At 42.1% G+C, this 22,726-nt stretch carries 20 protein-coding genes; 14 read left to right on the forward strand and 6 right to left on the reverse strand.

Annotated features, from left to right (window positions below; genetic code table 11):
- The first annotated feature begins 15 nt into the window (after positions 1-15).
- Positions 16-1,182: a DSD1 family PLP-dependent enzyme gene (locus tag CHJ_RS16475; RefSeq protein ID WP_317918324.1), complete on the forward strand. Its 1,167-nt coding sequence runs from the start codon at positions 16-18 to the stop codon at positions 1,180-1,182.
- A gap of 1 nt (position 1,183) precedes the next feature.
- Positions 1,184-2,098 (forward strand): ornithine cyclodeaminase family protein, encoded by a 915-nt coding sequence (locus CHJ_RS16480; protein ID WP_317918325.1) that lies wholly within the window; start codon positions 1,184-1,186, stop codon positions 2,096-2,098.
- Here the strand turns inward: CHJ_RS16480 and CHJ_RS16485 are convergent.
- Complete coding sequence (locus CHJ_RS16485; protein ID WP_317918326.1) at positions 2,090-3,004, reverse strand: alpha/beta fold hydrolase; 915 nt, start codon at positions 3,002-3,004, stop codon at positions 2,090-2,092. The two genes, CHJ_RS16480 and CHJ_RS16485, sit on opposite strands and share 9 nt — an antisense overlap.
- 226 nt (positions 3,005-3,230) lie before the next feature.
- Here CHJ_RS16485 and CHJ_RS16490 point away from each other — a divergent pair, with 226 nt between their 5' ends.
- From CHJ_RS16490 to CHJ_RS16500, 3 genes are all read left to right on the forward strand, one after another.
- The gene (locus tag CHJ_RS16490; protein WP_317918327.1) at positions 3,231-3,956 is read left to right on the forward strand and encodes a helix-turn-helix domain-containing protein; all 726 of its coding nucleotides are present in this window, start codon (positions 3,231-3,233) and stop codon (positions 3,954-3,956) included.
- A gap of 112 nt (positions 3,957-4,068) precedes the next feature.
- Positions 4,069-5,076, forward strand: coding sequence for a DMT family transporter (locus tag CHJ_RS16495; RefSeq protein ID WP_317918328.1), 1,008 nt, complete (start codon positions 4,069-4,071; stop codon positions 5,074-5,076).
- A 119-nt stretch (positions 5,077-5,195) separates the two neighbouring features.
- On the forward strand, positions 5,196-5,561 hold the full coding sequence (locus CHJ_RS16500; protein ID WP_317918329.1) for a hypothetical protein: 366 nt from the start codon (positions 5,196-5,198) through the stop codon (positions 5,559-5,561).
- A gap of 95 nt (positions 5,562-5,656) precedes the next feature.
- Here the strand turns inward: CHJ_RS16500 and CHJ_RS16505 are convergent, their stop codons facing one another.
- Both CHJ_RS16505 and CHJ_RS16510 read right to left on the reverse strand, forming a co-directional pair.
- Positions 5,657-6,415 (reverse strand): DeoR/GlpR family DNA-binding transcription regulator, encoded by a 759-nt coding sequence (locus CHJ_RS16505; protein ID WP_171752259.1) that lies wholly within the window; start codon positions 6,413-6,415, stop codon positions 5,657-5,659.
- A gap of 14 nt (positions 6,416-6,429) precedes the next feature.
- Complete coding sequence (locus tag CHJ_RS16510; protein ID WP_171752260.1) at positions 6,430-7,320, reverse strand: PfkB family carbohydrate kinase; 891 nt, start codon at positions 7,318-7,320, stop codon at positions 6,430-6,432.
- 234 nt (positions 7,321-7,554) lie between these two features.
- Here CHJ_RS16510 and yihU point away from each other — a divergent pair, with 234 nt between their 5' ends.
- The 3 genes from yihU (at position 7,555) to CHJ_RS16525 (ending at position 10,990) form a co-directional block, all read left to right on the forward strand.
- On the forward strand, positions 7,555-8,448 hold the full coding sequence (gene yihU / locus CHJ_RS16515; protein ID WP_171752261.1) for a sulfolactaldehyde 3-reductase: 894 nt from the start codon (positions 7,555-7,557) through the stop codon (positions 8,446-8,448).
- Positions 8,449-8,466: 18 nt separating this feature from the next.
- Complete coding sequence (locus CHJ_RS16520; RefSeq protein WP_317918330.1) at positions 8,467-9,528, forward strand: aldose epimerase family protein; 1,062 nt, start codon at positions 8,467-8,469, stop codon at positions 9,526-9,528.
- A 211-nt stretch (positions 9,529-9,739) separates the two neighbouring features.
- Positions 9,740-10,990, forward strand: a complete 1,251-nt coding sequence (locus CHJ_RS16525) for an AGE family epimerase/isomerase (RefSeq protein ID WP_171752263.1) — start codon at positions 9,740-9,742, stop codon at positions 10,988-10,990.
- 64 nt (positions 10,991-11,054) lie between these two features.
- Here CHJ_RS16525 and CHJ_RS16530 read toward each other — a convergent pair whose 3' ends face one another.
- The gene (locus CHJ_RS16530; protein ID WP_317918331.1) at positions 11,055-11,189 is read right to left on the reverse strand and encodes a hypothetical protein; all 135 of its coding nucleotides are present in this window, start codon (positions 11,187-11,189) and stop codon (positions 11,055-11,057) included.
- A gap of 150 nt (positions 11,190-11,339) precedes the next feature.
- On the opposite strand from CHJ_RS16530, the gene CHJ_RS16535 reads away from it, so the two are divergent.
- The 6 genes from CHJ_RS16535 (at position 11,340) to CHJ_RS16560 (ending at position 19,410) form a co-directional block, all read left to right on the forward strand.
- Positions 11,340-12,200, forward strand: coding sequence for a ketose-bisphosphate aldolase (locus CHJ_RS16535; RefSeq protein ID WP_171752264.1), 861 nt, complete (start codon positions 11,340-11,342; stop codon positions 12,198-12,200).
- A 253-nt stretch (positions 12,201-12,453) separates the two neighbouring features.
- On the forward strand, positions 12,454-12,984 hold the full coding sequence (locus CHJ_RS16540) for a TRAP transporter small permease (RefSeq protein WP_171752265.1): 531 nt from the start codon (positions 12,454-12,456) through the stop codon (positions 12,982-12,984).
- A 12-nt stretch (positions 12,985-12,996) separates the two neighbouring features.
- Positions 12,997-14,286, forward strand: a complete 1,290-nt coding sequence (locus tag CHJ_RS16545; protein WP_171752266.1) for a TRAP transporter large permease — start codon at positions 12,997-12,999, stop codon at positions 14,284-14,286.
- A gap of 65 nt (positions 14,287-14,351) precedes the next feature.
- Positions 14,352-15,401 (forward strand): TRAP transporter substrate-binding protein DctP, encoded by a 1,050-nt coding sequence (gene dctP, locus CHJ_RS16550; RefSeq protein WP_317918332.1) that lies wholly within the window; start codon positions 14,352-14,354, stop codon positions 15,399-15,401.
- Positions 15,402-15,595: 194 nt separating this feature from the next.
- Complete coding sequence (locus CHJ_RS16555; RefSeq protein ID WP_171752268.1) at positions 15,596-17,602, forward strand: alpha-glucosidase; 2,007 nt, start codon at positions 15,596-15,598, stop codon at positions 17,600-17,602.
- Between the two features lie 212 nt (positions 17,603-17,814).
- Positions 17,815-19,410 (forward strand): PAS domain-containing sensor histidine kinase, encoded by a 1,596-nt coding sequence (locus CHJ_RS16560; protein ID WP_317918333.1) that lies wholly within the window; start codon positions 17,815-17,817, stop codon positions 19,408-19,410.
- Between the two features lie 360 nt (positions 19,411-19,770).
- On the opposite strand, the gene CHJ_RS16565 is transcribed toward CHJ_RS16560, so the two are convergent.
- Both CHJ_RS16565 and hcp read right to left on the reverse strand, forming a co-directional pair.
- A complete protein-coding gene (locus CHJ_RS16565) occupies positions 19,771-20,811 on the reverse strand; it encodes a hybrid-cluster NAD(P)-dependent oxidoreductase (RefSeq protein ID WP_317918334.1) in 1,041 nt (346 codons plus the stop codon).
- Between the two features lie 73 nt (positions 20,812-20,884).
- On the reverse strand, positions 20,885-22,546 hold the full coding sequence (gene hcp, locus CHJ_RS16570; RefSeq protein WP_317918335.1) for a hydroxylamine reductase: 1,662 nt from the start codon (positions 22,544-22,546) through the stop codon (positions 20,885-20,887).
- Positions 22,547-22,726 lie beyond the last annotated feature (180 nt).

A 22,726-nucleotide genomic window follows, 5' to 3' on the forward strand; every position in this document is an offset into this window, starting at 1 on the left:
TCAAGGTTTATCACTATGCACCCAGACTCTCAACATCAAGCAGATTGGCTAACCCGTTATCATCAGTTAGATACGCCATTTCTCTCTATCGACAAAACCATTTTTTTGAACAATCTTGCCATGTTAAAAAACAAGATTGAGCAGCTTGGGTCAACGCTAAGACCACACTTTAAAACGATCCGTGCCTTAGAAGCGGCCAAGTTCGTTCTGTCTGATCACTCTGCGCCTGTAACGGTATCTACCCTTAAAGAAGCCGAAGCTCTGGCCTCTATGGGTTACAACAATTTTCTTTATGCTGTCGGCATTGCCCAAGCTAAATTCCCTCGGGTTAAAGCATTAATAGAGCAAGGTGCAAAAGTCGATATTATTCTTGATAGTGTGGATCAGGCGGTTGCACTTAATAACTATTGTTCAGAGCAACAGTGCGTAATTTCTGCCCTTATTGAACTCGATTGCGATGGGCATAGAGGCGGTATAAAGGCAAACGATCCAGAATTAATAGAAATAGCGCAGATTTTGCAACAGGGCGCGGCGGAGTTTTTAGGAGTACTCACTCACGCAGGGGAATCCTACCTCTGTTTTGATGACTCTTCATTAAAACAGGCCGCAGCCAATGAAGTGAATCAAGTGTTACTTGCCAAGCAGCAGTTGACCGGAGCGGGCATCCCCTGCTCGGTTACCAGTATTGGCTCTACACCAACGGCTTGTCGCTATCAAGATCTCACTGGAATTAGTGAAGTTCGTGCTGGCGTATACAGCTTTTTTGATCTGGTGATGGCGGGTATCGGCGTATGCCAGCATGACGATATCGCGTTAAGTGTGGTAACAACGGTGATTGGTCACAACAGAGAAAAAGGTTGGTTATTTATAGATGCCGGATGGATGGCTTTGTCATCCGATAGAGGAACAGCCAACCAACCCGTTGACTGTGGCTACGGCTTGATTACCAATCAAGCGGGTGAAGTGATCCCGTCACTATTGGTCGACACCGTCAATCAGGAACACGGCATAATCAAGCATAGAGACGGGGAGAATATCGATTTTTCACAATTCCCAATTGGCAGTCGATTACACATTCTCCCCAACCACGCCTGCGCTACCACGGCTATGCACGATAACTATCAAGTCATTGATAAAGAATCACAAACACATGAAACTTGGGCAAGAATTAAGGGCTGGTAATATGATCTATTTAACCGAATCGCAAACTCAAAAACTGATTAGTCACCAACTTGCCTATCAAGCCATTGAGCAAGCTTTTGTTGCGGCATGCAGCAGTGACTCTACCCTGTTTCCAGTGGTGAACGCAGCTGGCCCACAGCAAGGCTCGATGTTCTCGATGAAGTCAGCTTGTACGTCCACACTGGTAGGCTGGAAAACCGGCAGCTACTGGCCAGAGAATATTAACAAAGGCCTTGCCAACCATGGCACCACCATCTTTCTCTTAAACCCAGAGACTGGAGCTCTGCATGCTATTGTTGAAGCAAACCAAGTAAACGCTTATCGAACCGCAGCAGCCGATGCGGTGGCTGTCAATCATCTAGCTCGACAAGACGCACAAACACTAACGGTTTTTGGCACTGGCCATCAAGCAGAATACGATGTATCAGCAGTATGTGAAGTGCGCAATATAGACAAGGTGTTTGTGGTTGGTCGAAGCAAAGAGAACAGTGAACGTTTTATTAAAAACCTAGCCAAGAGAGAAATTGAAGCAACAGTTGCCTCTGGTCAGTATGGTACTGAAAATGCCGACATCATTATTACCGCAACCACCGCTTGCCAACCACTCTTTTCAGCAGAATGGGTCAAACAAGGGACTCATATTTCCGCCATGGGAGCAGATAAAGTAGGCAAACATGAGCTACCAAATGCGCTTTATGATCAAGCTGTACTGTTCTGCGATCTAGCAAGTCAGTCGAAGGTGATTGGCGAGTTTCAGCACTCACCTGCAACCTCTTTAACTGAAATTGGTCAGGTGATTAGTAAGGGTGCAGCGGGACGCACATCAGACAAAGAGATCACCATATTTGATAGCTCTGGCATCGCGATTCAAGATCTATTTGTCGCTGACAAGCTGATAGAGCTGAGCTCAAGATAAGGATGTTGTTGCACTGCTTGCGTTACTTAACCACTTTTGTAAGTCAATAAAGTGGTCTTTTTCAGCCAGTTTGTGCGTCAATATATTGATATGGTCATAATCCACTAAGTTGCCATTTTGCTTTGAAAGAACAGAAAATTTAGCGTCCGGATGTCGTGTTTCTTGTAAGAATCGAAACACGTCTTCTGCATGGCCTAGACTGAGGTCGCTCACGCCCGTCATATACCAAGTAGGAGGCCAAGTGAGTGATTTAGCCGCGGAATAATAGTTAAAATTATCGACTGGATCGACCCACCTTTTGTTCTTTACCCATGCAACACTCTGCTTGATGAACTTTTTCGTTTCTGGGGCAGCGCCAACTCGATAGAATTTTGCGTCCAAATAGCCTTTTTTACTGGCCAAGATAGGCGCTAAGTTGTTCCAAAACAGGCTTACTTTTAATACCCTGTCCATATTCCAGACGGCAACTCGCCTTTTGGTGCCGAAACAGACAATACTAGCGATGCTATTATTGAAGCCTTTCTGACGAATATACGCGCTAGAAAAAAGAACCCCTCCCCATGAATGACAAACAATGTTTATAGGCTGCTCAGTCTGCTTTTGAATATAATTAATCACGGCTGGGATATCATCTGATATGACGTCAAACTGATCGTGATTGCTGTTCTGTTCGATACTAGGCTGACTCATCCCCTTGCCTCTAAAATCAACCACATACACATCGAAACCATGATTGGCTAAATAGTTCGCCAACCCTTTATCATCGTTCTTATAAAAAATAGAACCATCTTCAATGACCCCGTGAAACATCACAACGACTGGCCGGTTATCATCTAACCAGATTCGTTTGATATGTAAGGTGTGATCACTCACCGGCAGATAATGTGACTGCTGAAAAAGTTTCATTTTGACTGTCCATTTCAAAATAGAGTTGATGTTTCTGACTAGGGTCTGTTGTCATACCAGCAACTGGTTAAACCAGTTGTCGTCATGCTCTCAAAATTGCCGTCAAATGTAAAATATTTGTTACTAGAAATGATTGTAATATGAAATATTGATTCATCTTCGACATATGGGATACTAAAGCCCGCATTAGCCGCAATTGCATTAACCCTACGAGATAAGCCGCATTATGAAGAATCGATTAACGGTACGCTCATACAGCAAACAGTCAAACAGTCATTCGCACACCTATCATCAACTGGTGCTGCCCATACAGGGTTCTATCGAGATTGCCATTACTGAAAACGCGTCAACCGTATACGATGGCATTATTAGCGTTGGCGATTGTGTCGTGATAAAAGCAAATAATACTCACCGTTTTTGCGCAGATGACCAAGCCAAGTTTATCGTTGCCGATTTAATCGCTCTTCCTAGCAATATAGAGAATGGCCAACACACTCATTTTGCAATTTCTCCGTCTCTTCAGTCATTTATTCAATATGTTGGTGTTCAGCTGGAAAGTCAGATTGATATTGAGGTAGAACAGCTCACCCTTGATCTTTTCCAACAGTTATTGCAACAACAAGAGTTCACTCACCGTACCGACTCTCGTATTAAAAAAGTGATCCAGCTGATTCAGCACGACCTATCGCAATCCTATTCAATCACTCAATTTGCCAACACAGCCTATTTAAGTACCACGCAGTTTAAGAAGCTGTTTAAACAGAGTACCGGCCTATCATCTATGCAGTACGTAACAAAATTAAGAATGGAAAAAGCAAAAGCACTGTTGATCCATACTGATACGCCCATTCAAATCATAGCTGAACAAGTTGGCTATAATGACTTATCTGCATTTAGCCGCCGATTTTCCATTCATTTCAGCCAAGCACCAAGCGCATTTCGAAAATCATAACAAGCACCATAAGCTGCATCTTCTCAAACAACAATAGCGTCTTTTCTGCACAATCTTCATATTCACTTACTCTTATACTTCCATGACCAATTTGCATCAAAGAGCAAGGTTCATGCAATCACAACTTATTTTTAAGCCATCATTTTTCTCTAAACAAACAATGGGCTATCTAGCCATTTTATTAGCGTCCATTTTATGGGGAACAACGGGTACGGTTGCTTCGTTTGCGGTAGATGTTTCAGCAAGTTCTATCGCCGCAATAACCACTGGAGGTGGTGGACTATTGTTGTTCTTATCTGCTTTACCTCACTACAAAGGTAGCTTAGCCGTATGGCGGAAAAACATTCCGCTGACCCTATTAGCGGTGTTGTGCATCACCTGCTACCCTCTGGCATTCTACACATCAATGCAATTGTCTGGAGTCGCTATCGGGACAGTCGTATCCATTGGTTCCGCGCCAATCGCATCAGCAATAATAGAACGAACAGTAGAGAAAGTACCGTTAACAACACGCTGGATGATGGCATGCATACTGGGCCTTATTGGTGTCACTATGTTATCTATCGCCACACATTTAAACATAGAAGAAACCACAAACCTCAACGCAAAACAAACCCTACAGTCGGTACTAGGTATTGCTTTAGGAATCATCGCGGGTATAACGTACGCGTGCTATTCATGGAGTGCAAAACGTCTAATTAGCAAAGAACTCTGTTCGAAAACGGTCATGGGTGTGCTATTTGGCCTTGCCAGCATGCTGCTGTTACCCATCGCGGTTCAAGACTCCGCTTCCTTCTTATCATCATGGCACAATAGTATGATTGGCCTCTATCTCGCGGTTATACCAATGTTTTTTGGTTATCGCTTGTTTGGTTACGGCCTGAGCCATAGCCGCGTAAGTACAGCCACAACACTCACCCTATTTGAACCCGTCGTCGCCACCATACTATCCATTGTTATTGTTGGAGAAATATTATCCACACAAGCATGGTTTGGGCTAGCACTGATCTTAACCAGTTTATTGGTTATTATGCTGCCTCATAAATGGCTCGCGGCAACAAAAAGTCGATATGGCCGAATAAGCTCAAAACGCAGGATTTCAGCGGACAATACTCGCTGAAACTGCAATAGTGAACTAGCCTAAGTATGTCTATACTCAAGTGACCTCAAAATACAGAACTCAGAGCGACATCAATACGTTCAGTTCGAAAAATAACGTCAGTAATAAAGGAAAGTAACATGATAAGGAAGACGCTAGTGGTGAGTGCTTTAACTGTACTTGCGATTAACCCGGTGCACGCAGAGAATGTCGCGATGCCAAAAATGACCAAACAGCAGGTCTACTCAATGTTGAAAAGTGAAATAGAGAATGATACGTCTATAGCGCCTCTGGCTAAGTGTATCTCTAAATCGCCAGATGAAGTTAAAGCCGTTCTTGTTTCGGTACTTGATAAATGCTGGGATCTAGCACCAGAAAAATTCGATCAGTTCACCGATGAGAATGACATGAAAGAGTTTGCTTTATGTTACGAAAGCACAGTCCAGCAATCATTTGGTACAGATATGAAAGATATTGAAACGTGTGTAGAACAAACTGAAGGCTAGACGACTCTCAATCCAGACATGAGTTTCAAAAAGTGACGGTTAAAAAAATGCCCAACATGATATCTGTTGGGCATTCTCATTAACGGATGTATGACCTAATTGCAGATTTCCAGTTTAACTCGACTTTGATCCAATACTTCTTTTATATCATCCGGTGGCATTTCATCGGTAAAAAATACCGTTGCTTCGCTTATATGCCCCAATTCAATAGATCCTTTCGGTGTGTATTTAGTGGAATCTAGCGCGACATATACATTTCTTGCCGACTTAATGACACTTTGCGAAATAGCCGTCTCATTTAAGTCATACTCAAGTAACGTACCGTCCTCATCAATAGAGCCTGCGCTGGTTACTAAATAATCAAACCTAAAGTTTTTAATAAAATCTATTGCTTCAGTACCAACAATTCCACCATTCGATGCTCTAATTTTTCCGCTTGGAATAAGAACATCAAAACTTTTATTGCTATGGAGAACATTGGCTACCCGCAATGAGTTTGTTATCACTTGAAGGTTACTTTTTTTCAGCAAATGACTGGCTATAACTTCCGTGGTGGTTCCGATAGTAAGAAATACTGTTGAGTTATCAGGGATCATCTCCGCAATACGCGCACCAATAGCATTTTTCTCTTCTGTTTCAGATACTTTTCGAATTTCATAGTCTAGGTTTACTGTGCTTGATGGTGAGCTAGCACCACCATGGTGACGAACAATAAGACGTTCATCACTTAGCTTTTTAATATCGCGTCGAATGGTTTGGGTAGAAACATCCAATGTTTCTGCTAATTCTTCAACGGTGCAGTAACCTTTATCGATAACTAATTGTAATAACTTGTCTTGTCTTGGATTAGTCATGATAAACCTTATTATTATTTGGCGATATCGACTTCAACTGTCTCTCTGTCTGGAATACCTTCACGCCCGCCTATTTTAGTACATTTAAGAGCCGCTACTGTATTGGAAAAAATCACTGCATCTCGCGTTTCCATATGCTCAGAAACGGCTAATGCAAAAGCCCCGTGGAATACATCACCAGCACCAGTGGTGTCTACAACGTCGACAACCTTGCCTGATTGATGTTTAAGATCCCCGTCTTCCAACCAGTAACATCCCTTTGCGCCGACAGTAACATAAACCTTACCATTTGTCCTTTTTTGAGCAATTTCTAACCCTTTAATTGGGTCTTCTGTCTCAGTAAATCTTGCAAGCCCAGGCTCAGAAAAGGCCACATGGTCTGCTAATTCAACAAGCTTATCAATGGGTTCAGGTGACAAATCAGCATCTAGAACAGAAGGAATAGCGTATTTTTTTGCTTGTTTTAGAGCGTATTCCGCTCCTTCAGGCCATCTAACATCACACAACACTGTAGAATATGTAGAAAAGTCGACAGTTTTCAGCCGCTCAATATCTCTGCTTAATGATTTGTCTTGATAATTAATGATCATTCTCTCACCTTCATCATCAACTAAAACAGCAGAAAATGCAGAGGAAGCATTAGCAATGCGGATAACATTGTCTACATTCACACCATAATCTGACATCTCTTTTAACATTGTGTCAGCAACCGAGTCGTCACCTACACGGCCAATAAAATCAACAGACTTGCCTAATTTAGCGACCGCTACTGCAGCTGTCGCCGCTGGGCCACCACCTATTTCAAAATAATCCGTCGCAACAAATTTTCCTCCCGTTGTTGGCAGGTTATTTACGCGCTGTACTCGGTCTAAAACGGTGATTCCTACACAAGCTATCGGCATCATTTTCATCTCTTTTATTGATATCTCACGTCTAACTGGCTTTTCTTGTACCATATTTACATAAGATAAGGGCTAAGTTTTCTCACATTATAAGAAAAATGACGGATTTGGTTGGGATTGCAATCACAAAACGACATTTCATGAGCATAAAACAACATTATGTGACATTGATTACGGTTGTTTTTGTTGAAAAGGTTATAGTTGCGCTAGTTTAAACACATTTAAAAGGAAAAGTTCATGTCAACTATCGGCTTTATCGGTCTTGGTCAAATGGGTAGCCCAATGGCAGCTAATTTAATCAAAGGCGGCCATTCTCTAAAGGTTTATGATATTAGCAAAGAGGCGATTGATGTTTTAGTCAACCTAGGAGCAACAAGTGCCGCTTCACCACAAGCAGCAGCAGAAGGTGCAGACTTTATCGTCACAATGTTGCCAAATGGTGCATTAGTACGTAATACCATTTTTGCGGACAATGGCATCATAAAAGGCATGAGCAAAGACGCGCTGCTTATAGACATGTCGACTATTCACCCTTTTGAAACAGATGCGCTTGTTAAAGATATGACTGCGCAAGGTTTCGCTATGATGGAAGCGCCTGTAGGCCGTACATCTGATCACGCCATTAAAGGCGAACTATTAATCTTGGCAGGCGGAACAAAAGAACAGATCGAAAAAGCACAACCTCTATTCGACTGCATGGGTTCAGAAACCATCGATGCAGGCGGTGCGGGTAAAGGTATACGCGTTAAGATCATCAACAATTACATGAGTATCGCGTTAAATGCATTATCAGCAGAAGCCGCAACCTTAGCAGAAGCAATCGGCTTAGAGTTTGATACTGCGCTAGCCGTTATGAATGGTACACCAGCTGGTAAAGGTCACTTTACTACTACATGGCCTGGCAAAGTTCTAGCGGGCGATCTCTCTCCAGCATTTATGGTTGATCTGGCGCATAAAGATCTCGGCATTGCTTTAGATTTAGCCAATCAAGTTCATGTGCCAATGCCTTGTGGCGCGGCATCACGCGAGCTTTATAGTATAACCAAAGCAGCAGGACGTGGCCGACAAGATTGGACGGCTGTTCTGGAACAACTTCGTGTAACGTCAGGGCTTGAAGCAAAGATTAAATAATCCGACGAGGCAAATATAGTGGAATTGACGATCACACCTTGGGGAGCCGTAGAGGGAGAGGATAAACCTGTTCAACTATTCACTCTGCAAAACAAAAGTGGCATGAAAATGTCAGTGACTAATTTCGGTTGCATTGTTACATCAATAGAAACACCCGATCGCTCAGGCCAATTGGCCGACGTCGTTCTTGGCTACGAGTGCTTAGAGAAGTATCTCGCGGGTCATCCCTTCTTTGGTGCAATAGCCGGACGTTTTGCAAACCGCATAAAGAATGGCAAATACCAACTTGATGGAAAAACATTTCAGCTAGAAACCAATGAACCACCCACTGTCCAACATTTACATGGTGGCAGCAAGGGGTTCGATAAGTATGTTTGGCACCACTCAGTTGAACAGACTGATAATGGTGTTTTTGTACACTTCAGTCGAATCTCTCCTGACGGTGAGTCTGGTTATGGTGGTACATTAACAGTCACTCATACCATCGGTTTGGATGAAGATAATCAAGTCCACTATAATTTTAAGGCCACGACAGACAAGCCAACGGTTATCAACCTTGTTAACCATAGCTACTACAACTTAGCTGGACATGATTCCGGACCGGTAGACAAGCATAGTCTGAAACTCTATTCGGATTTTTACACCCCAGTGTCAGATAACATGATCCCTACGGGGGAGATTTTATCGGTTAAAGACTCCGGGCTCGACTTTACTCAGTCAACGGTTATTGCTGAAAACAAACAGCGAGTAGTAAATGGCGCATTTGATCATAACTATCTTCTTCATAAGCGTGAAACTGAAGGTGAATATGCCATGGCAGCTGAGCTATATGAGCCATCATCAGGTCGGCTAATGACCGTACTAACCACACAACCAGCGGTTCAGTTTTATAACGGCTCAAAGCTATCAAATAAACCGTGGTTTGGAAAAAATGGTTTTAAGTATGAGTCTTGTGGTGGAATGTGTTTGGAAACGCAACATTTTCCTGACAGCCCAAACCAAGCTCACTTCCCGAGTACTCGTCTAAATCCGGGTGACATTTACCAAGAGAAAACAATCCATCGTTTTGACGTTAGATAATCAGTTTCTCATGTTCATCGGCGCTCTTAGCGAGCGCCTTTTTTATTTAATTTATCTTTATTAATAGTGACACAACGATTGTCGTTTTATGACATTAACCAGCAAAAATGTCCATTTTTGGAGATTAATGTCATAAAGTGATACTTATCTAACAGAAATGAAACTGTTTGACTGATAATTTCAGTATTAACAGACAATGAGGAAATTTTTTATGAAGTGGATTAACACTCGGTCCCATAACTCTTGGTTAGAAACTGAAACGGATCGTATTTTTGAATTTGGCAGAAATGCTGTCGTAGCAAATGGCTTTGGCTGGATTGGTAACAACGGTCAGGTTCGCGAAGAGATGGGCACACGTCTGTGGATCACCTCACGTATGCTGCACTGTTATTCACTGGCTGCTTTGATGGGTCGTCCGGGCGCCATGGATCTAGTTGAGCACGGTATCGCTGCTCTGGAAGGTCCGATGAAAGATAGTACTCATGGCGGCTGGTTTGCCACCATCGACAACGAAGGCGAAGGCATTATGGATTCGTCTAAACAAGGTTACCAGCACGCATTCTTACTACTTGGCGCTGCCAGTGCGGTAACTACCGGTCATCCTCGTGCTCAAGCTCTTCTAGACGAAGCTATTACGGTTTACGAAAACCACTTCTGGGTAGAAGAAAAGCAGATGTGTTACGAGTCATGGGATCAGGCATTCACTGAAACAGAAGATTACCGTGGCGGTAATATGGCGATGCACTCAGTAGAAGCTTTCCTCATCGTTTACGATGTGACTAAAGATAAGAAATGGCTGGATCGCGCACTGAACATCACAGAGTTTATGATCCACAAAACAGCCAAAGGCCTCAGCTACCGTGTCAACGAGCACTTTGATTCTGACTGGAATCCACTGCCCGATTACAATAAAGAAACTCCTGCCAGCCACTTCCGTGCTTACGGCGGTACTCCGGGTCACTGGATCGAGTGGGGACGCCTGATTTGTCACCTACGCGCCACGCTGATGGAAATTGGCGCTGACGCTCCTGAGTGGATGCTGGAAGATGCCAAAGGTTTATTCGATGCAACAGTACGTGATGCATGGTCTGTAGATGGTGCACCAGGATTTGTTTATTCGGTAGATTGGGATGGCAAACCGGTTGTTCGTGAGCGTATCCGTTGGACACCCGTTGAAGCCATCGGTACTGCTTATGCGTTATTTACCGTTACAGGCGACAAAAAATATGAAGAGTTCTATCAAATTTGGTGGGATTATTGCCGCACTTACTTAATTGATTACGAAGGATGTTCATGGTGGCAAGAGCTTGACGTTAACAACCAAGCTGGCACCAGTAAAGTATGGGATGGCAAACAAGACATCTATCACTTGATGCACTGCTTGGTCATTCCTCGTTTGCCACTAACACCAGGGTTAGCACCTGCGCTAGCGGAAGGTTTACTCGATCAAAAGATGCAGTAACCTTAACCTGATAACTTGTCAGACATTAAAGATGATGGTTTAAACACCATCATCTTTTTTTCCCTTAGAGCGCTCTGTCCATTGGCTTCTCGTCATTAAAGCCTATTGAACTGTCGCCGCTCATTTTGCCGCAATGTATTGATGCATCAACAAGCCTTAGCGATTCCGACAAATCATCAATATTCAACAAACTTTTCATGTCCAGTGCTCACAGCGTAAAAATATGTGTCATAACGCTCACAAATGTCCATTTATGATTATTTTTGTCCAAAAGTGGTACTTAATTAACAGAAATGACAATCACTGACTGGTAACTTTACCCACACGAACTAATTATGAGGATTCTCAAATGCCATACCAATCTGGTAAAACAATGATTAACGAAGCGTGGAACAATGGCTACGCTATCGGCGCTTTCACAGCTCACAACCTTGAAACAATCAAAGCGGTTCTTCTTGCTGCTGAGGAAGAACGCTCTCCAATCATGCTTCAAATTGGCCAGAAAGCAATTAATGAAATGGGCATGAAGCCTCTACGTGATGCTGTAGATTCTCTTATTCAACATCACCAAATCACAGTGCCAATCTGTATTCACCTTGACCATAGCCGTAAGTTCGAACAGTGCATGGAAGCAGCAACACGTGACTTCCAATCACTTATGTTTGATGGCTCAGCATTACCGTTTGAAGAAAATATCCGTATCACGAAAACCGTATGCGAAGTTGCTGCAGCACTGGGCTTAGGCTCTGAAGGTGAGATAGGCAAAATCGGTGGAACAGAAGATGACATCACAGTGGATGAGAAAGATGCCATGATCACCACCGTTGAAGAAGCGCTTGATTTTTCTGAACGCACAGGTGTTGACTATCTTGCAGTTTCAATTGGCACTGCACATGGTGTGTACAAAACAACACCAGAATTGAAGTTTGATCGTTTAAGTGAAATTAAACAAGCGGTTAAAAAGCCTATCGTACTTCACGGTGGATCTGGTGTGCCTGACGACCAAATCATTGAAGCAGTAAAACGTGGCGTTGCAAAGGTAAACGTTGACACTGAGCTTCGTCAAGGTTTCATAAGAGGCGTACAAGGGCACTGGGCAAAAAATGAAAATGATTTTATCCTAGCAGATGTGTTTAATACTGGTATCGCTTCCATGAAAGAAGTGGTTCAACATAAAATTCGTTTATTCGGCTCAAACGGTAAAGCGTAATCTAAATAACTATTATTTAGGGAGTAGCCCTCCCTAAATAATGTTATAAATGTGACATCAAATATACACAAAATTACAAATCTTGATTGAATGTGAAAATCATCACGGTTCGATTGAACCAAACTGATAGGATTCAATTCAAGAAATAATATAACAACTTTATAAAGCAGTTCTCCAATAGATTACCGAAACAGAGATATTTGATTATGCTGTTTCTATAACGCCTGTTTAATAAAGTTTTAATGGTGACTATATGTTTAAAGGTATTGAAAACGCGTTGAATAAGATTAACGCACCTATAGCAAATTTTGCTGCTCAGGTTTCAGGTATCTTATTATTAGTAATGACAGTAATCGTACTACTACAAGTCGGATGCCGTTACATTTTGAATATACCTCTTAGCTGGACCGACGAATCATCTCGTTTTTTGATGATTTATATGACTTACCTTTGCTTACCTATCGTTTATCTACGCGATCAAAACATCGCAATGACATTCGTAACTGACAAGTTTAAGAATCTACGCGTTTATCACGTGTTTATGATGATCGCTCATATTGCGGCACTAATTCTATTCGCAATCTGGATCTACTATGGATACATCTTCTTCCAAACGGGTGGAGTAATGGCAGATAGCTTGCCAATTCCGATGTATGCCATCTACATCATTCCACCTGTGATGTTAGCCATATCAAGCTTAACGGCTCTAGAAAAGCTAGCTGCGTCAGTACACAACTTTATTCATTTCGCTGACCAACGTAAGTTAGCAGAAGTAGCGGAATAGGGACTAATAATTATGATTTCTCCAATTTTTCTTGTCTATTTTATGACATTTCTGATCATTGGTGTGCCTGTTCTGTTTGCTCTAGGTCTATCACCAATCATCACTTTTGTTCAAGACGACCAAATTCTATTTATAAACATGCTTTATCAGAGACTTTACTCTGGTCTAGACAACTTTTTACTGTTAGCTCTGCCATTCTTTATGTTGGCAGGTGAATGCATGTCTAGCGGGGGGATTACTCCTCGTATCATCTCTTTTGCTCAAACTCGCGTTCAACATATGCGTGGTGGACTTGGACATGTTGTTATCATCGCTTCAACACTATTCGGAGCACTTACTGGGTCTGCGGTAGCTGCGACCTCAGCGATTGGTAATATGCTGATCCCAGAGATGACTCGTTACAAGTACGACAAAGCATACGCCGCTGCTCTGACTGCTGCTGCCACTGTACTGGGAACGATTATTCCACCATCCGGTATTATGCTGATCTATGCGTTTGTTATGAACACATCGGTAGCGGCTATGTTCCTATCGGGTATCGTTCCGGGGTTAATTTTCTGCTTAGGCTTAATGCTGGTTAACCGTATTCAGATTCGCAAGTACCCGAATGTTCAGCCGTTTGAACGTGCGACGAAAGAAGAACGCCGTAAGAGTATGAAAATGGCCATTCTACCTTTAATGACACCAGTAATTATTCTTGGTGGTATTTATGGTGGTATTTTCACTCCAACTGAAGCAGCCGCTGTCGCGGTACTGTACGCCATCATACTGTCGGTTTACATTCTTAAAGTTAGTGACATTAAAGCGACTTATGCTCTGTTTTCAAAAGTAGCAGTTAACGCTGCAGCCATTCTAATCATTGTGGCCGCCGCTAGTGGATTTGCATCTGCAATCAGCTTCTCTGGTATTTCTAACAGTGTTGCCGCGTTCTTTAACGGCATAACTGATAACCCATATTTGCTGTTCTTTATCATCAACATCTTCTTGTTCATCGTAGGGATGTTTCTTGATGCAGGTCCTGCCATTCTAATTTTTGCTCCAATCATCGCACCTATCATGATTGCAGCAGGAATCGACCCAGTACACTTTGGTGTCGTAATGGTATGTAACCTTTCTATCGGTCTTGCAACACCACCGATGGGTCTCGTTCTCTTCGTGGCATCTGGCGTTTCAGGTGTACCACTGCAACACATTTCGAAGGCGATTATCCCGTTCCTAGCAATCGAGTTCTTAATCATCTTCTTAATTTCGTTCTTCCCATCATTAGTTATCGGTTTACCGCAACTATTAGGGGTTATGTAACACCGAATTATTCGTGAAACAAAATCTTATTTGAAAAAATAAAACAATAAGTTAAGGAATATAACATGAAAAAAACACTACTTGGATTAGTTACTTCAGCACTGTTCGTATCTGGCGCAGCATACTCAGCAGACTATAAACTAACAGTCCCTCATGTATCTAACCTAGATAGTTACAACCACCAGTCTCTATTAGTATTTAAAAACTATGTTGAGTCTCGTTCTAATGGACAGATTGAAGTTGATATTTATCCATCAGGTCAGCTATGTAGCAACGCGAAAGAGTGTTTAGCAGGTATCCAAGCAGGAATGTTTGATTACTTCCAAACAACAATCGCCGAGCTAGCTAACTACTGGCAACCTGTAGGTGCGTTTGACCTACCTTACATGCTACCAAACGACCGTGTGGCAGAGTGTGTTTATGATAATGAAGCGTTCCTTGGCGACGTTCGTCAAAACGTTCTTAAAAAAGCACCAAACTCTCGTCTAATGATGGTTTCTAACTCAGGTGGTTGGAGAAACATTGCTACAACCAAGAAACAAGTTAAGTCTCCGACTGATGTTGAAGGTCTAAAACTGCGTACTGTTCCAGCTAAAATTCAGCAAGAATTGGTTAAGAACCTTGGTGGTGCACCAACACCTATCGCCTGGCCTGAAGTTTACACAGCCCTTTCTACAGGTGTGGTTGACGGAACTAAGAATGGTATCGTAGATATCGTACAGAACCGCTTCCAAGAGAGCTTAAACTACATGGTGCTTGATGGTCACGCATACATGGGTGGTGCTTGGGTATTTAATGACAAGAAATTCCAATCTTTCCCTGATGAGCTAAAAGCCGTCATCATCGATGCCGTTAATGCTCAAAACCAGTACCTACGTTCTTATCCTAAGCACCGTGAATACACAGCTTACGAAGAGTTTAAGAAAGCTGGCGGCGCGATCTACAACCCAACAAACCAAGAGAAAGAAGCATTCAAAACAGCAGCAGCGCCTGTTCGTGATTACTTCTTAGAAACTTCTGGTGCGGAAGGCGAAAAATGGCTTCAACGTTTTGAAAACGAAATCAATACTTGTAAAGCTAAAATCGACGCTGACTATAAAGTACAGTTTAAATAAGTCTATTATTTAATATTCTAGCCTCTTCTATTGGAGAGGCTAATTAAGATGACAAAAAGGAGAGCAATTATTCTCTCCTTTTATTTCAAATGAAATCTCATTTATTTATTTAAATAATTTCTACAAAGAACATTTAATTAAATTTATTTACATAAATAAATTAGTAATTTTTCCTGACTATTTGGAGCCTAAAAATGGACGTATCCTGCAACGACAGTGCTTTAATCATAAAACATAAAAATAGAATTGTATTCCAGCACTCTAAAGACACTCCCTCTTTATTCTTAGGTGTAGGTGAAGCGAACTACGACATGTACCGTGGTAATTTTGATATTACGGACTATGTGACTGAAAGATTGCCAATGCGCCAATATGATGTTGAGCAAGGTGATAATGCGACAACAGTAACCTTCTATTTTGATGGTGAGCCAAGTATTAAAATGGTGGTTTCAGAAACAGAAGAGACCCGTCTTAAAGCTGAATTTGTTGCTTTAGACGAAAAATATAACCGTTTCTGGATTCGTCTTGCTGCCACAGAAGATGAGAAAGTTTATGGCTGTGGCGAACAGCTCACCTACTTTAATCTGCGAGGCAAAAACTTCCCTCTTTGGTCTTCAGAGCCTGGAGTAGGCAGAAACAAAAACAATTACGTGACATGGCTTGCTGATGTTAAAGATAAAGCAGGCGGCGATTACTACAACACTAACTACCCTCAACCGACGTTTGTTTCCGACAAGAAATACTTCTGTCACCTAGAAACTACCGCCTACGCTGACTTCGATTTCACTAATGCGGATTTCCATGAACTACAGTGTTGGAACATTCCTCAATATCTGCTGCTAGATGCTGAAGAATCATTCCCTGCCTTAGTGAAAAACATTACCGGTGTATTTGGCCGCCAACCAGAAATGCCAGACTGGGTTCATGATGGTGTGATCCTCGGTATTCAGGGTGGTACGGACATTACAGTAAGCAAAATAGACAATGCGAAAGCGGCAGGTGTCGAAGTTGCAGGTGCGTGGTGCCAAGATTGGCAAGGCATTAAGATGACCTCTTTTGGTAAACGCTTGCAGTGGGATTGGCAATGGAACAAAGAGCTATACCCAGAGCTTGATAGTAAGATTCACAAACTGAAAGAAGAAGGTGTGCGCTTCCTTGGTTACATTAACCCTTATGTTTTAGAAGACTTCCCTCTTTATAACGAAGCGGCTAAAAATGGCTATCTTGCCACTAAACAAGACGGCTCGAAGTATGTGGTTGATTTCGGTGAGTTCTACTGCGGCGTGGTTGACTTCACTAACCCTGAAGCCTGTGAGTGGTATAAAGGCGTAATTAAAACGAACATGATCGAATTTGGTCTTGATGGTTGGATGGGTGATTTTGGTGAGTACTTACCAACTGACTGTTCCCTAAGCAACGGGGTTAGTGCTGAAATCGAACACAATAAGTGGCCATATCGTTGGGCAAAAGTTCAGCATGAAGCGATTGAAGAAGCCGGAAAAACGGATGATATCCTGTTCTTTATGCGTGCGGGTGGTACCGGCATTCAAGGCTACTGTCACACATTATGGGGTGGCGATCAGTGCGTTGACTGGTGTATTGAAGATGGCTTGGCGTCTGTTATCCCAGCCGCACTTTCATCCGGTTTAATGGGTAATGGTATTCACCATAGCGACATTGGTGGCTATACCACGCTTCACGGAATGAAACGCAGTAAAGAGCTATTCCAACGTTGGGCTGAAATGGCAGCATTTACACCAATTATGCGTAGCCATGAAGGTAACCGCCCGGGAGACAACCATCAATTTGATAGCGATGCAGAAACCCTTGCTCACCTTGCCCGCATGACCAAGATATTCAAATATCTTAAGCCTTATATCAAGGCGGCTAGCAAGTTGAACGCTCAAGAAGGATTACCTATTCAACGTCCTCTGTTTATGCATTATGAAAATGACACAGAATCGTATGAAATTAAGTTTGAATACCTATTTGGTCGTGACCTATTAGTTGCGCCTGTATACAACCAAGGCGAACAAGAGAAAGAAGTGTATCTTCCCGAAGATGAGTGGGTACATGTATGGACAGGTGAGGTTTATACCGGTGGTTGGATTACCGTCGACGCACCTATAGGCAAACCTGCGGTATTCTATCGTAAGAACGCTGAACAAGCGGAATTCTTAAGCAAAATAGCGGATTTCTAATAACATTATCCATCCTCGTATTTGGCCTCTTTTTACTAAAGAGGCCTTTTTTATCCCTCTCAACTCTCTCTATTTTCTGTTGTATAACTCGCCACAGTCGCGCTGGATAGTCAGCTATTAGCATCTCATTATCTAAATTACTTTTTATATGCTATTAAAAGTTGACCTATTAGCTCTCAATATTGATTTATCAATACAACTTGCGAGCAATAATGATGCTTTTATCCGACAACATCAGTGTAGATAGCAAATTACTCTCTGAATTAATCACCTCTTCCGGCGGAGACGACAGTATATTTAGTATCTCCACAATTCTAGATAATATTGACGCCGTTATTTGTGCCAAAGATCTTCAAGGACGACACTTTATTGCCAATAAGTGTTACCAACACTCTGTTGGTGTAAAAAGAGAAGATGTATTAGGAAAAACCGATCGAGAAATATTTGTTTTTTCCCCTGAGACAGCCGAACATATTCGCCAATTTGATCAACAAGTCATTCGCGAAAAGAAAAAAGTGACCATTGAAGAAGAGGTACCAAACTCAAAAGGTCATTCTCATTATTATCTCACGCAAAAGGCACCGATATTTGACAGCAAAAATAGGGTTATTGGCGTAATGTGTTTAGCGGTCGATATTTCAAAACAAAAACGTTTGGAGCTGAATTTAAAGCAGGCAACAAAAACAAAAAATCTATTTTTAGCCAAAATGAGCCATGAAATCCGTACCCCCATCAGCGCAATTTCGGGTTATCTTGATCTGATAAAACATTCCGATTCATCAAAGCACGACGAGTATCATAGTAATATTGAAGCATCCGTCGATCACCTACTTAACTTAGTCAATGACATTCTTGATATCTCATCCATCGAGGTAAACCAGCTTAAATTGGATCAACATAAGTTTAACCTAGTTAACGTCATTGAAAGCGTGTTATCTAATCAATCTTTTAAAGCCAGCGCGAACAATATTGATCTAATCTCAAAATTTACTATCAATAAAGAAGATCAATTTATTGGTGATGAGACTAGAGTTAAACAGATCATTTTTAATTTGGTCTCTAATGCCATTAAGTTCTCCAGAGATGCCCCGGTTGAAATCCGCGTCTCGTCGCTGACAACACGCACTCCGAATCGACATAAAATAATGATATTAGTCAGAGATCACGGTATCGGGCTCAACACTCATCATAGAAACTCTGTGTTTAAAGTGTTTAAACAACTCAAAAGTTCAGAAAAATACTTTGAAGGGACTGGATTAGGGCTTGCGATAGTAAAGGAAATTGCTCTACTGATGGGAGGAAATGTAAAGTTATTTTCAACACCTAACCGAGGCACTATTGTCGCGGTATCTTTATATTTAGATAAAGTCGAAGAAGAACAAGTTTTCACAGAAAACAGGCCGACATTATTTTCTGACAATAAACGCTATTTACAAAATAAAGTGATCTGTATTGTAGAAGATCAAGCGTTTAATCGAGAGATCTTAAAGTATATGGCACGCTCAGAAGGCGCGAAGGTCATTGCGTTCGCCGATGGTGATGAGCTAATTAAAGCAATAGAACAACAGCAATTTCCCAAATATATCGACTGTTTTTTGCTGGATATCCATATGCCAATACTTTGCGGTCCTGATACCTTAAAAAGACTCAGAACAATCGAAGAGTATAAAGAGACGCCCGCTTACTTTATTACAGCAGATGCAATTAAGAGTAATTTGGAAGGGTACAGGAACAGTGATTACAATCTTAGTGGCATTTTTATTAAGCCAATAGAGAGAAATCAACTAATAAGCTGCTGCTTGAATTAACTCCACACCATTACTTTGAGGTTATACAGGCCTGACATATACTCAAGTGACCTCAAGGTGCTTGTTCAGCGAGAATGTATTGGCTCCTGATCAAGGCACTGATTTGAAGGCATAGTCATTCTACGGCAAGAATCAGTAACACAGAGCAGGAGCCAATAAAACTCGCCCTTTGGGAGCACATCAACACGCCCATTTCTGCGTCAGATAATCTTGAAAGGGAATGCCATTCCTTCAATTATCTTTCTTGAACTGAACTTGTTGATGTTGCTCTGAATCCTGCATCTTGAGGTCACTTGAGTATAATTAGGCCGTATCTATTAAATCTTCCGTTGAGATAATGCAAGCAACTTTCGTGGTCAGCTAGTTTAAGCTCACTTCGACATCCGAGTGTACTTTGCAAGAACAGGCCAATACAAAACCTTGCTCAATATCTTGCTCTGTTAACGTCTCGACACTTGTACGTTCAACTTCACCAACCGTCACTTTGCACTTACACGAGCCACAAATACCACTGCGGCATGCGGCAATGACAGGCACTCCCCCTTTTTCTAGGGCGTCTATAAGCATTGAACCTTTGTCTGCTTCAACATCTGCACCAAAGCTTGGAACCTGTATAGACACTGTTCCGGCCACTTCGGTATCAACCGTTGTTTCGGTGTCAGTAGTAATATCTGGCGTAAAGCTCTCTTCAAAAAAGTTGGCGCTATCAAAATTCAGCTGCTGTAAATAATGACTGATATCTTGCATAAAACCGACAGGCCCACACAGATAAACGGTTCTTTGCGTTATGTCAGGACTCAGCTCTGATAACCATTTCTGATCTAATCTTCCTTGAGGGTACTGAGTGTCAGCACTATTTTTTAGTAGCAGCTTTAGATGAAAATTATCGTATTGCTTGGCCAATAACTCTAACTCATCAAAGTAGATGGTATTGGCTTTATCACGCGCCATATGAACAAAGTCAATGTCGATCTTTTCACCGCTGTTGAGCCAATACTTAACCATGGACATAACAGGCGTTATTCCGCAGCCAGCACTGATCATAGTCACCTTTTCTTGCGGTATGCAGTCAATATTGTTAAAGCTTCCTGCCGGCTTCAACACTGTTACTCTTTCACCCACCTGAAGGTGGTCAAGTATGTAATTTGAGACAAGCCCGCCGTCTACACGCTTAACAGTAAACTGCAAAAAGTGCTCATTAGGTAACGAACTGATTGAATAAGCACGATATTGAACACTATCTGAAAGAGTAACACCTAGCGAAGCAAACTGCCCCGGCTTAAATGAAAAGCTGACATCATTATCAGCGCTGGCCAGTATAAAACTAACGCTATCAGGGGTTTCGTGCCATTTATCTTTGCAGATAAGTTCTATGGTATCTGAGTGTGTCCAAGCTAACATGATTTACATCCTCGAATTCTAAAACAAAAAAACCCGGCAACGCATAAGCAGTGCCGGGAAACCCTTAATACAATTAAGCAGCGAGGATTGTTTTAAGATCGTTTTCTACGGTAGAAATGCTACGCATATCAAACTCTTTTTGCAGAATAGCCAATAGGTTATCTGTTAAGAATGCTGGTGCTGTCGGCCCTGTGTAAATGCCTTTTACACCTAGAGCGAATAGCGTAAGCAAAATTACGATCGCTTTTTGCTCAAACCAAGATAGAACTAAGGTAAGAGGAAGCTCATTAATGTCGCAATCAAACTCTTTTGATAACGCAAGCGCTAATTGAATCGCTGAATACGCATCGTTACATTGGCCAACATCAAGCAAGCGAGGGATACCATTGATATCGCCAAACTGGTTTTTGTTGAATCGGAACTTACCACACGCCAGTGTTAGAATGACACTGTCCTCTGGAGCTTGCGCGGTAAAATCGGTGTAGTAGCTACGTTCTGCTTTATCACCATCACAACCGCCCACAAGGAAGAAATGCTTAATATTGCCTTCTTTCACTTGTTCAACAACCGCTGGGGCTGCAGCCATTAGTGCATTTCGGCCAAAACCAACAGTAATCATCTGTTCAATTTCATCGTGTTGGAAGCCATCTTGTGCCAAAGCGCACTCAATTACTGCGCTGAAATCATCACCTTCGATATGAGCAACACCCGGCCAGCCAACAATACTGCGAGTAAATAGACGTTCAGAATACTGACCCACGTCAGGGCTAAGTAGACAGTTAGATGTCATCACAATAGCGCCCGGGAAGTTAGCAAATTCTTTTTGTTGATTCTGCCAAGCACTTCCGTAGTTACCTACTAGGTGAGGGTATTTTTTCAGTTCAGGATAAGAGTGTGCAGGCAGCATCTCACCATTGGTGTAAACATTGATGCCTTTGCCTTCTGTTTGCTGAAGGATTTTCTCAAGGTCGTGTAAGTCATGACCAGAAACAAGAATGCAGTTGCCTTTCACTGTTTTAACGTTAACTTGAGATGGCTCAGGGTGGCCAAAGGTGTCAGTTTCACCTTTATCCAGCATCTCCATGATTCGATAGTTCATCAAACCAATTTGCATAGAGCATTTTAGTAGCTCTTGCAGATCCGTTGGATCAGTCCCAAGCCACGCCATAATTTGATGGTATTCGCCATACACGACATCATCAGTTTGAGAAAGTACTCGTGCATGCTCCAAGTATGCTGCAGCCCCTTTAAGGCCGTATAGACACAGCAGTCGAAGACCAATAACGTCTTCATGCAAAGTATCATGACCACGGTTTACCGCGGCTTCAGGAGCAAGAGAGATGATCGCTTGAGCATCATTCGGTAGATCAAATTTAGCGGCTGGAGAAAGCTCTGGAAGCTCAAACCCGGAAAGAAGCGCGGCTGCTTTCACTTTTTCAGACAAGCTTTGCTTATAAGCGTCAGATTGTTGAGCAAATTCAATAACACGTTCAGGATCGAAGTTGACATTGGTTAACGTTGAAAAGAATGCTTTTGGTGCCCACTGATCAATTTCATTGTCGATAACACCAACTGCGCGACCGAGATCCGCCCAGTAAGAAACACCTTGAAGAGAATATACTAATATATCTTGCAGATCAGAAACTTCTGCTGTTTTACCACACATACCTTGGGTGTATGAGCAGCCTTTCCCTACAGGGGTTTGAATCGTTTGTTCGCATTGAATACAGAACATAGTTTAAGCTCCAGTTAATTAATTCTTGCTATTGATACTCTGCCAATAGCTTTTCATTTCGGAGCAGATATAGCACACTCCGTGCCAAAACTTATCCTGTTGATTTTTAACAACTTTAATTAAACTGGGCGCTTAAAGTGATGTAAATACCACAACGTCACGTTGTCATATTTACATCAA

Origin of the sequence: Vibrio sp. MACH09 (genome assembly GCF_033238805.1) — a bacterium.
Taxonomy (GTDB): Bacteria; Pseudomonadota; Gammaproteobacteria; order Enterobacterales; family Vibrionaceae; genus Vibrio.

Coding starts and splice junctions, on each gene's coding strand:
- dctP (WP_317918332.1), top strand. CDS start 14,352: ATGAAAAAAACACTACTTGGATTAGTTACTTCAGCACTGTTCGTATCT.
- CHJ_RS16510 (WP_171752260.1), bottom strand. CDS start 7,320: ATGATGCCGATAGCTTGTGTAGGAATCACCGTTTTAGACCGAGTACAG.
- CHJ_RS16555 (WP_171752268.1), top strand. CDS start 15,596: ATGGACGTATCCTGCAACGACAGTGCTTTAATCATAAAACATAAAAAT.
- CHJ_RS16545 (WP_171752266.1), top strand. CDS start 12,997: ATGATTTCTCCAATTTTTCTTGTCTATTTTATGACATTTCTGATCATT.
- CHJ_RS16495 (WP_317918328.1), top strand. CDS start 4,069: ATGCAATCACAACTTATTTTTAAGCCATCATTTTTCTCTAAACAAACA.
- CHJ_RS16530 (WP_317918331.1), bottom strand. CDS start 11,189: ATGAAAAGTTTGTTGAATATTGATGATTTGTCGGAATCGCTAAGGCTT.
- CHJ_RS16525 (WP_171752263.1), top strand. CDS start 9,740: ATGAAGTGGATTAACACTCGGTCCCATAACTCTTGGTTAGAAACTGAA.
- CHJ_RS16475 (WP_317918324.1), top strand. CDS start 16: ATGCACCCAGACTCTCAACATCAAGCAGATTGGCTAACCCGTTATCAT.
- CHJ_RS16540 (WP_171752265.1), top strand. CDS start 12,454: ATGTTTAAAGGTATTGAAAACGCGTTGAATAAGATTAACGCACCTATA.
- CHJ_RS16565 (WP_317918334.1), bottom strand. CDS start 20,811: ATGTTAGCTTGGACACACTCAGATACCATAGAACTTATCTGCAAAGAT.
- yihU (WP_171752261.1), top strand. CDS start 7,555: ATGTCAACTATCGGCTTTATCGGTCTTGGTCAAATGGGTAGCCCAATG.
- CHJ_RS16560 (WP_317918333.1), top strand. CDS start 17,815: ATGATGCTTTTATCCGACAACATCAGTGTAGATAGCAAATTACTCTCT.
- CHJ_RS16490 (WP_317918327.1), top strand. CDS start 3,231: ATGAAGAATCGATTAACGGTACGCTCATACAGCAAACAGTCAAACAGT.
- CHJ_RS16480 (WP_317918325.1), top strand. CDS start 1,184: ATGATCTATTTAACCGAATCGCAAACTCAAAAACTGATTAGTCACCAA.
- hcp (WP_317918335.1), bottom strand. CDS start 22,546: ATGTTCTGTATTCAATGCGAACAAACGATTCAAACCCCTGTAGGGAAA.
- CHJ_RS16535 (WP_171752264.1), top strand. CDS start 11,340: ATGCCATACCAATCTGGTAAAACAATGATTAACGAAGCGTGGAACAAT.
- CHJ_RS16500 (WP_317918329.1), top strand. CDS start 5,196: ATGATAAGGAAGACGCTAGTGGTGAGTGCTTTAACTGTACTTGCGATT.
- CHJ_RS16485 (WP_317918326.1), bottom strand. CDS start 3,004: ATGAAACTTTTTCAGCAGTCACATTATCTGCCGGTGAGTGATCACACC.
- CHJ_RS16505 (WP_171752259.1), bottom strand. CDS start 6,415: ATGACTAATCCAAGACAAGACAAGTTATTACAATTAGTTATCGATAAA.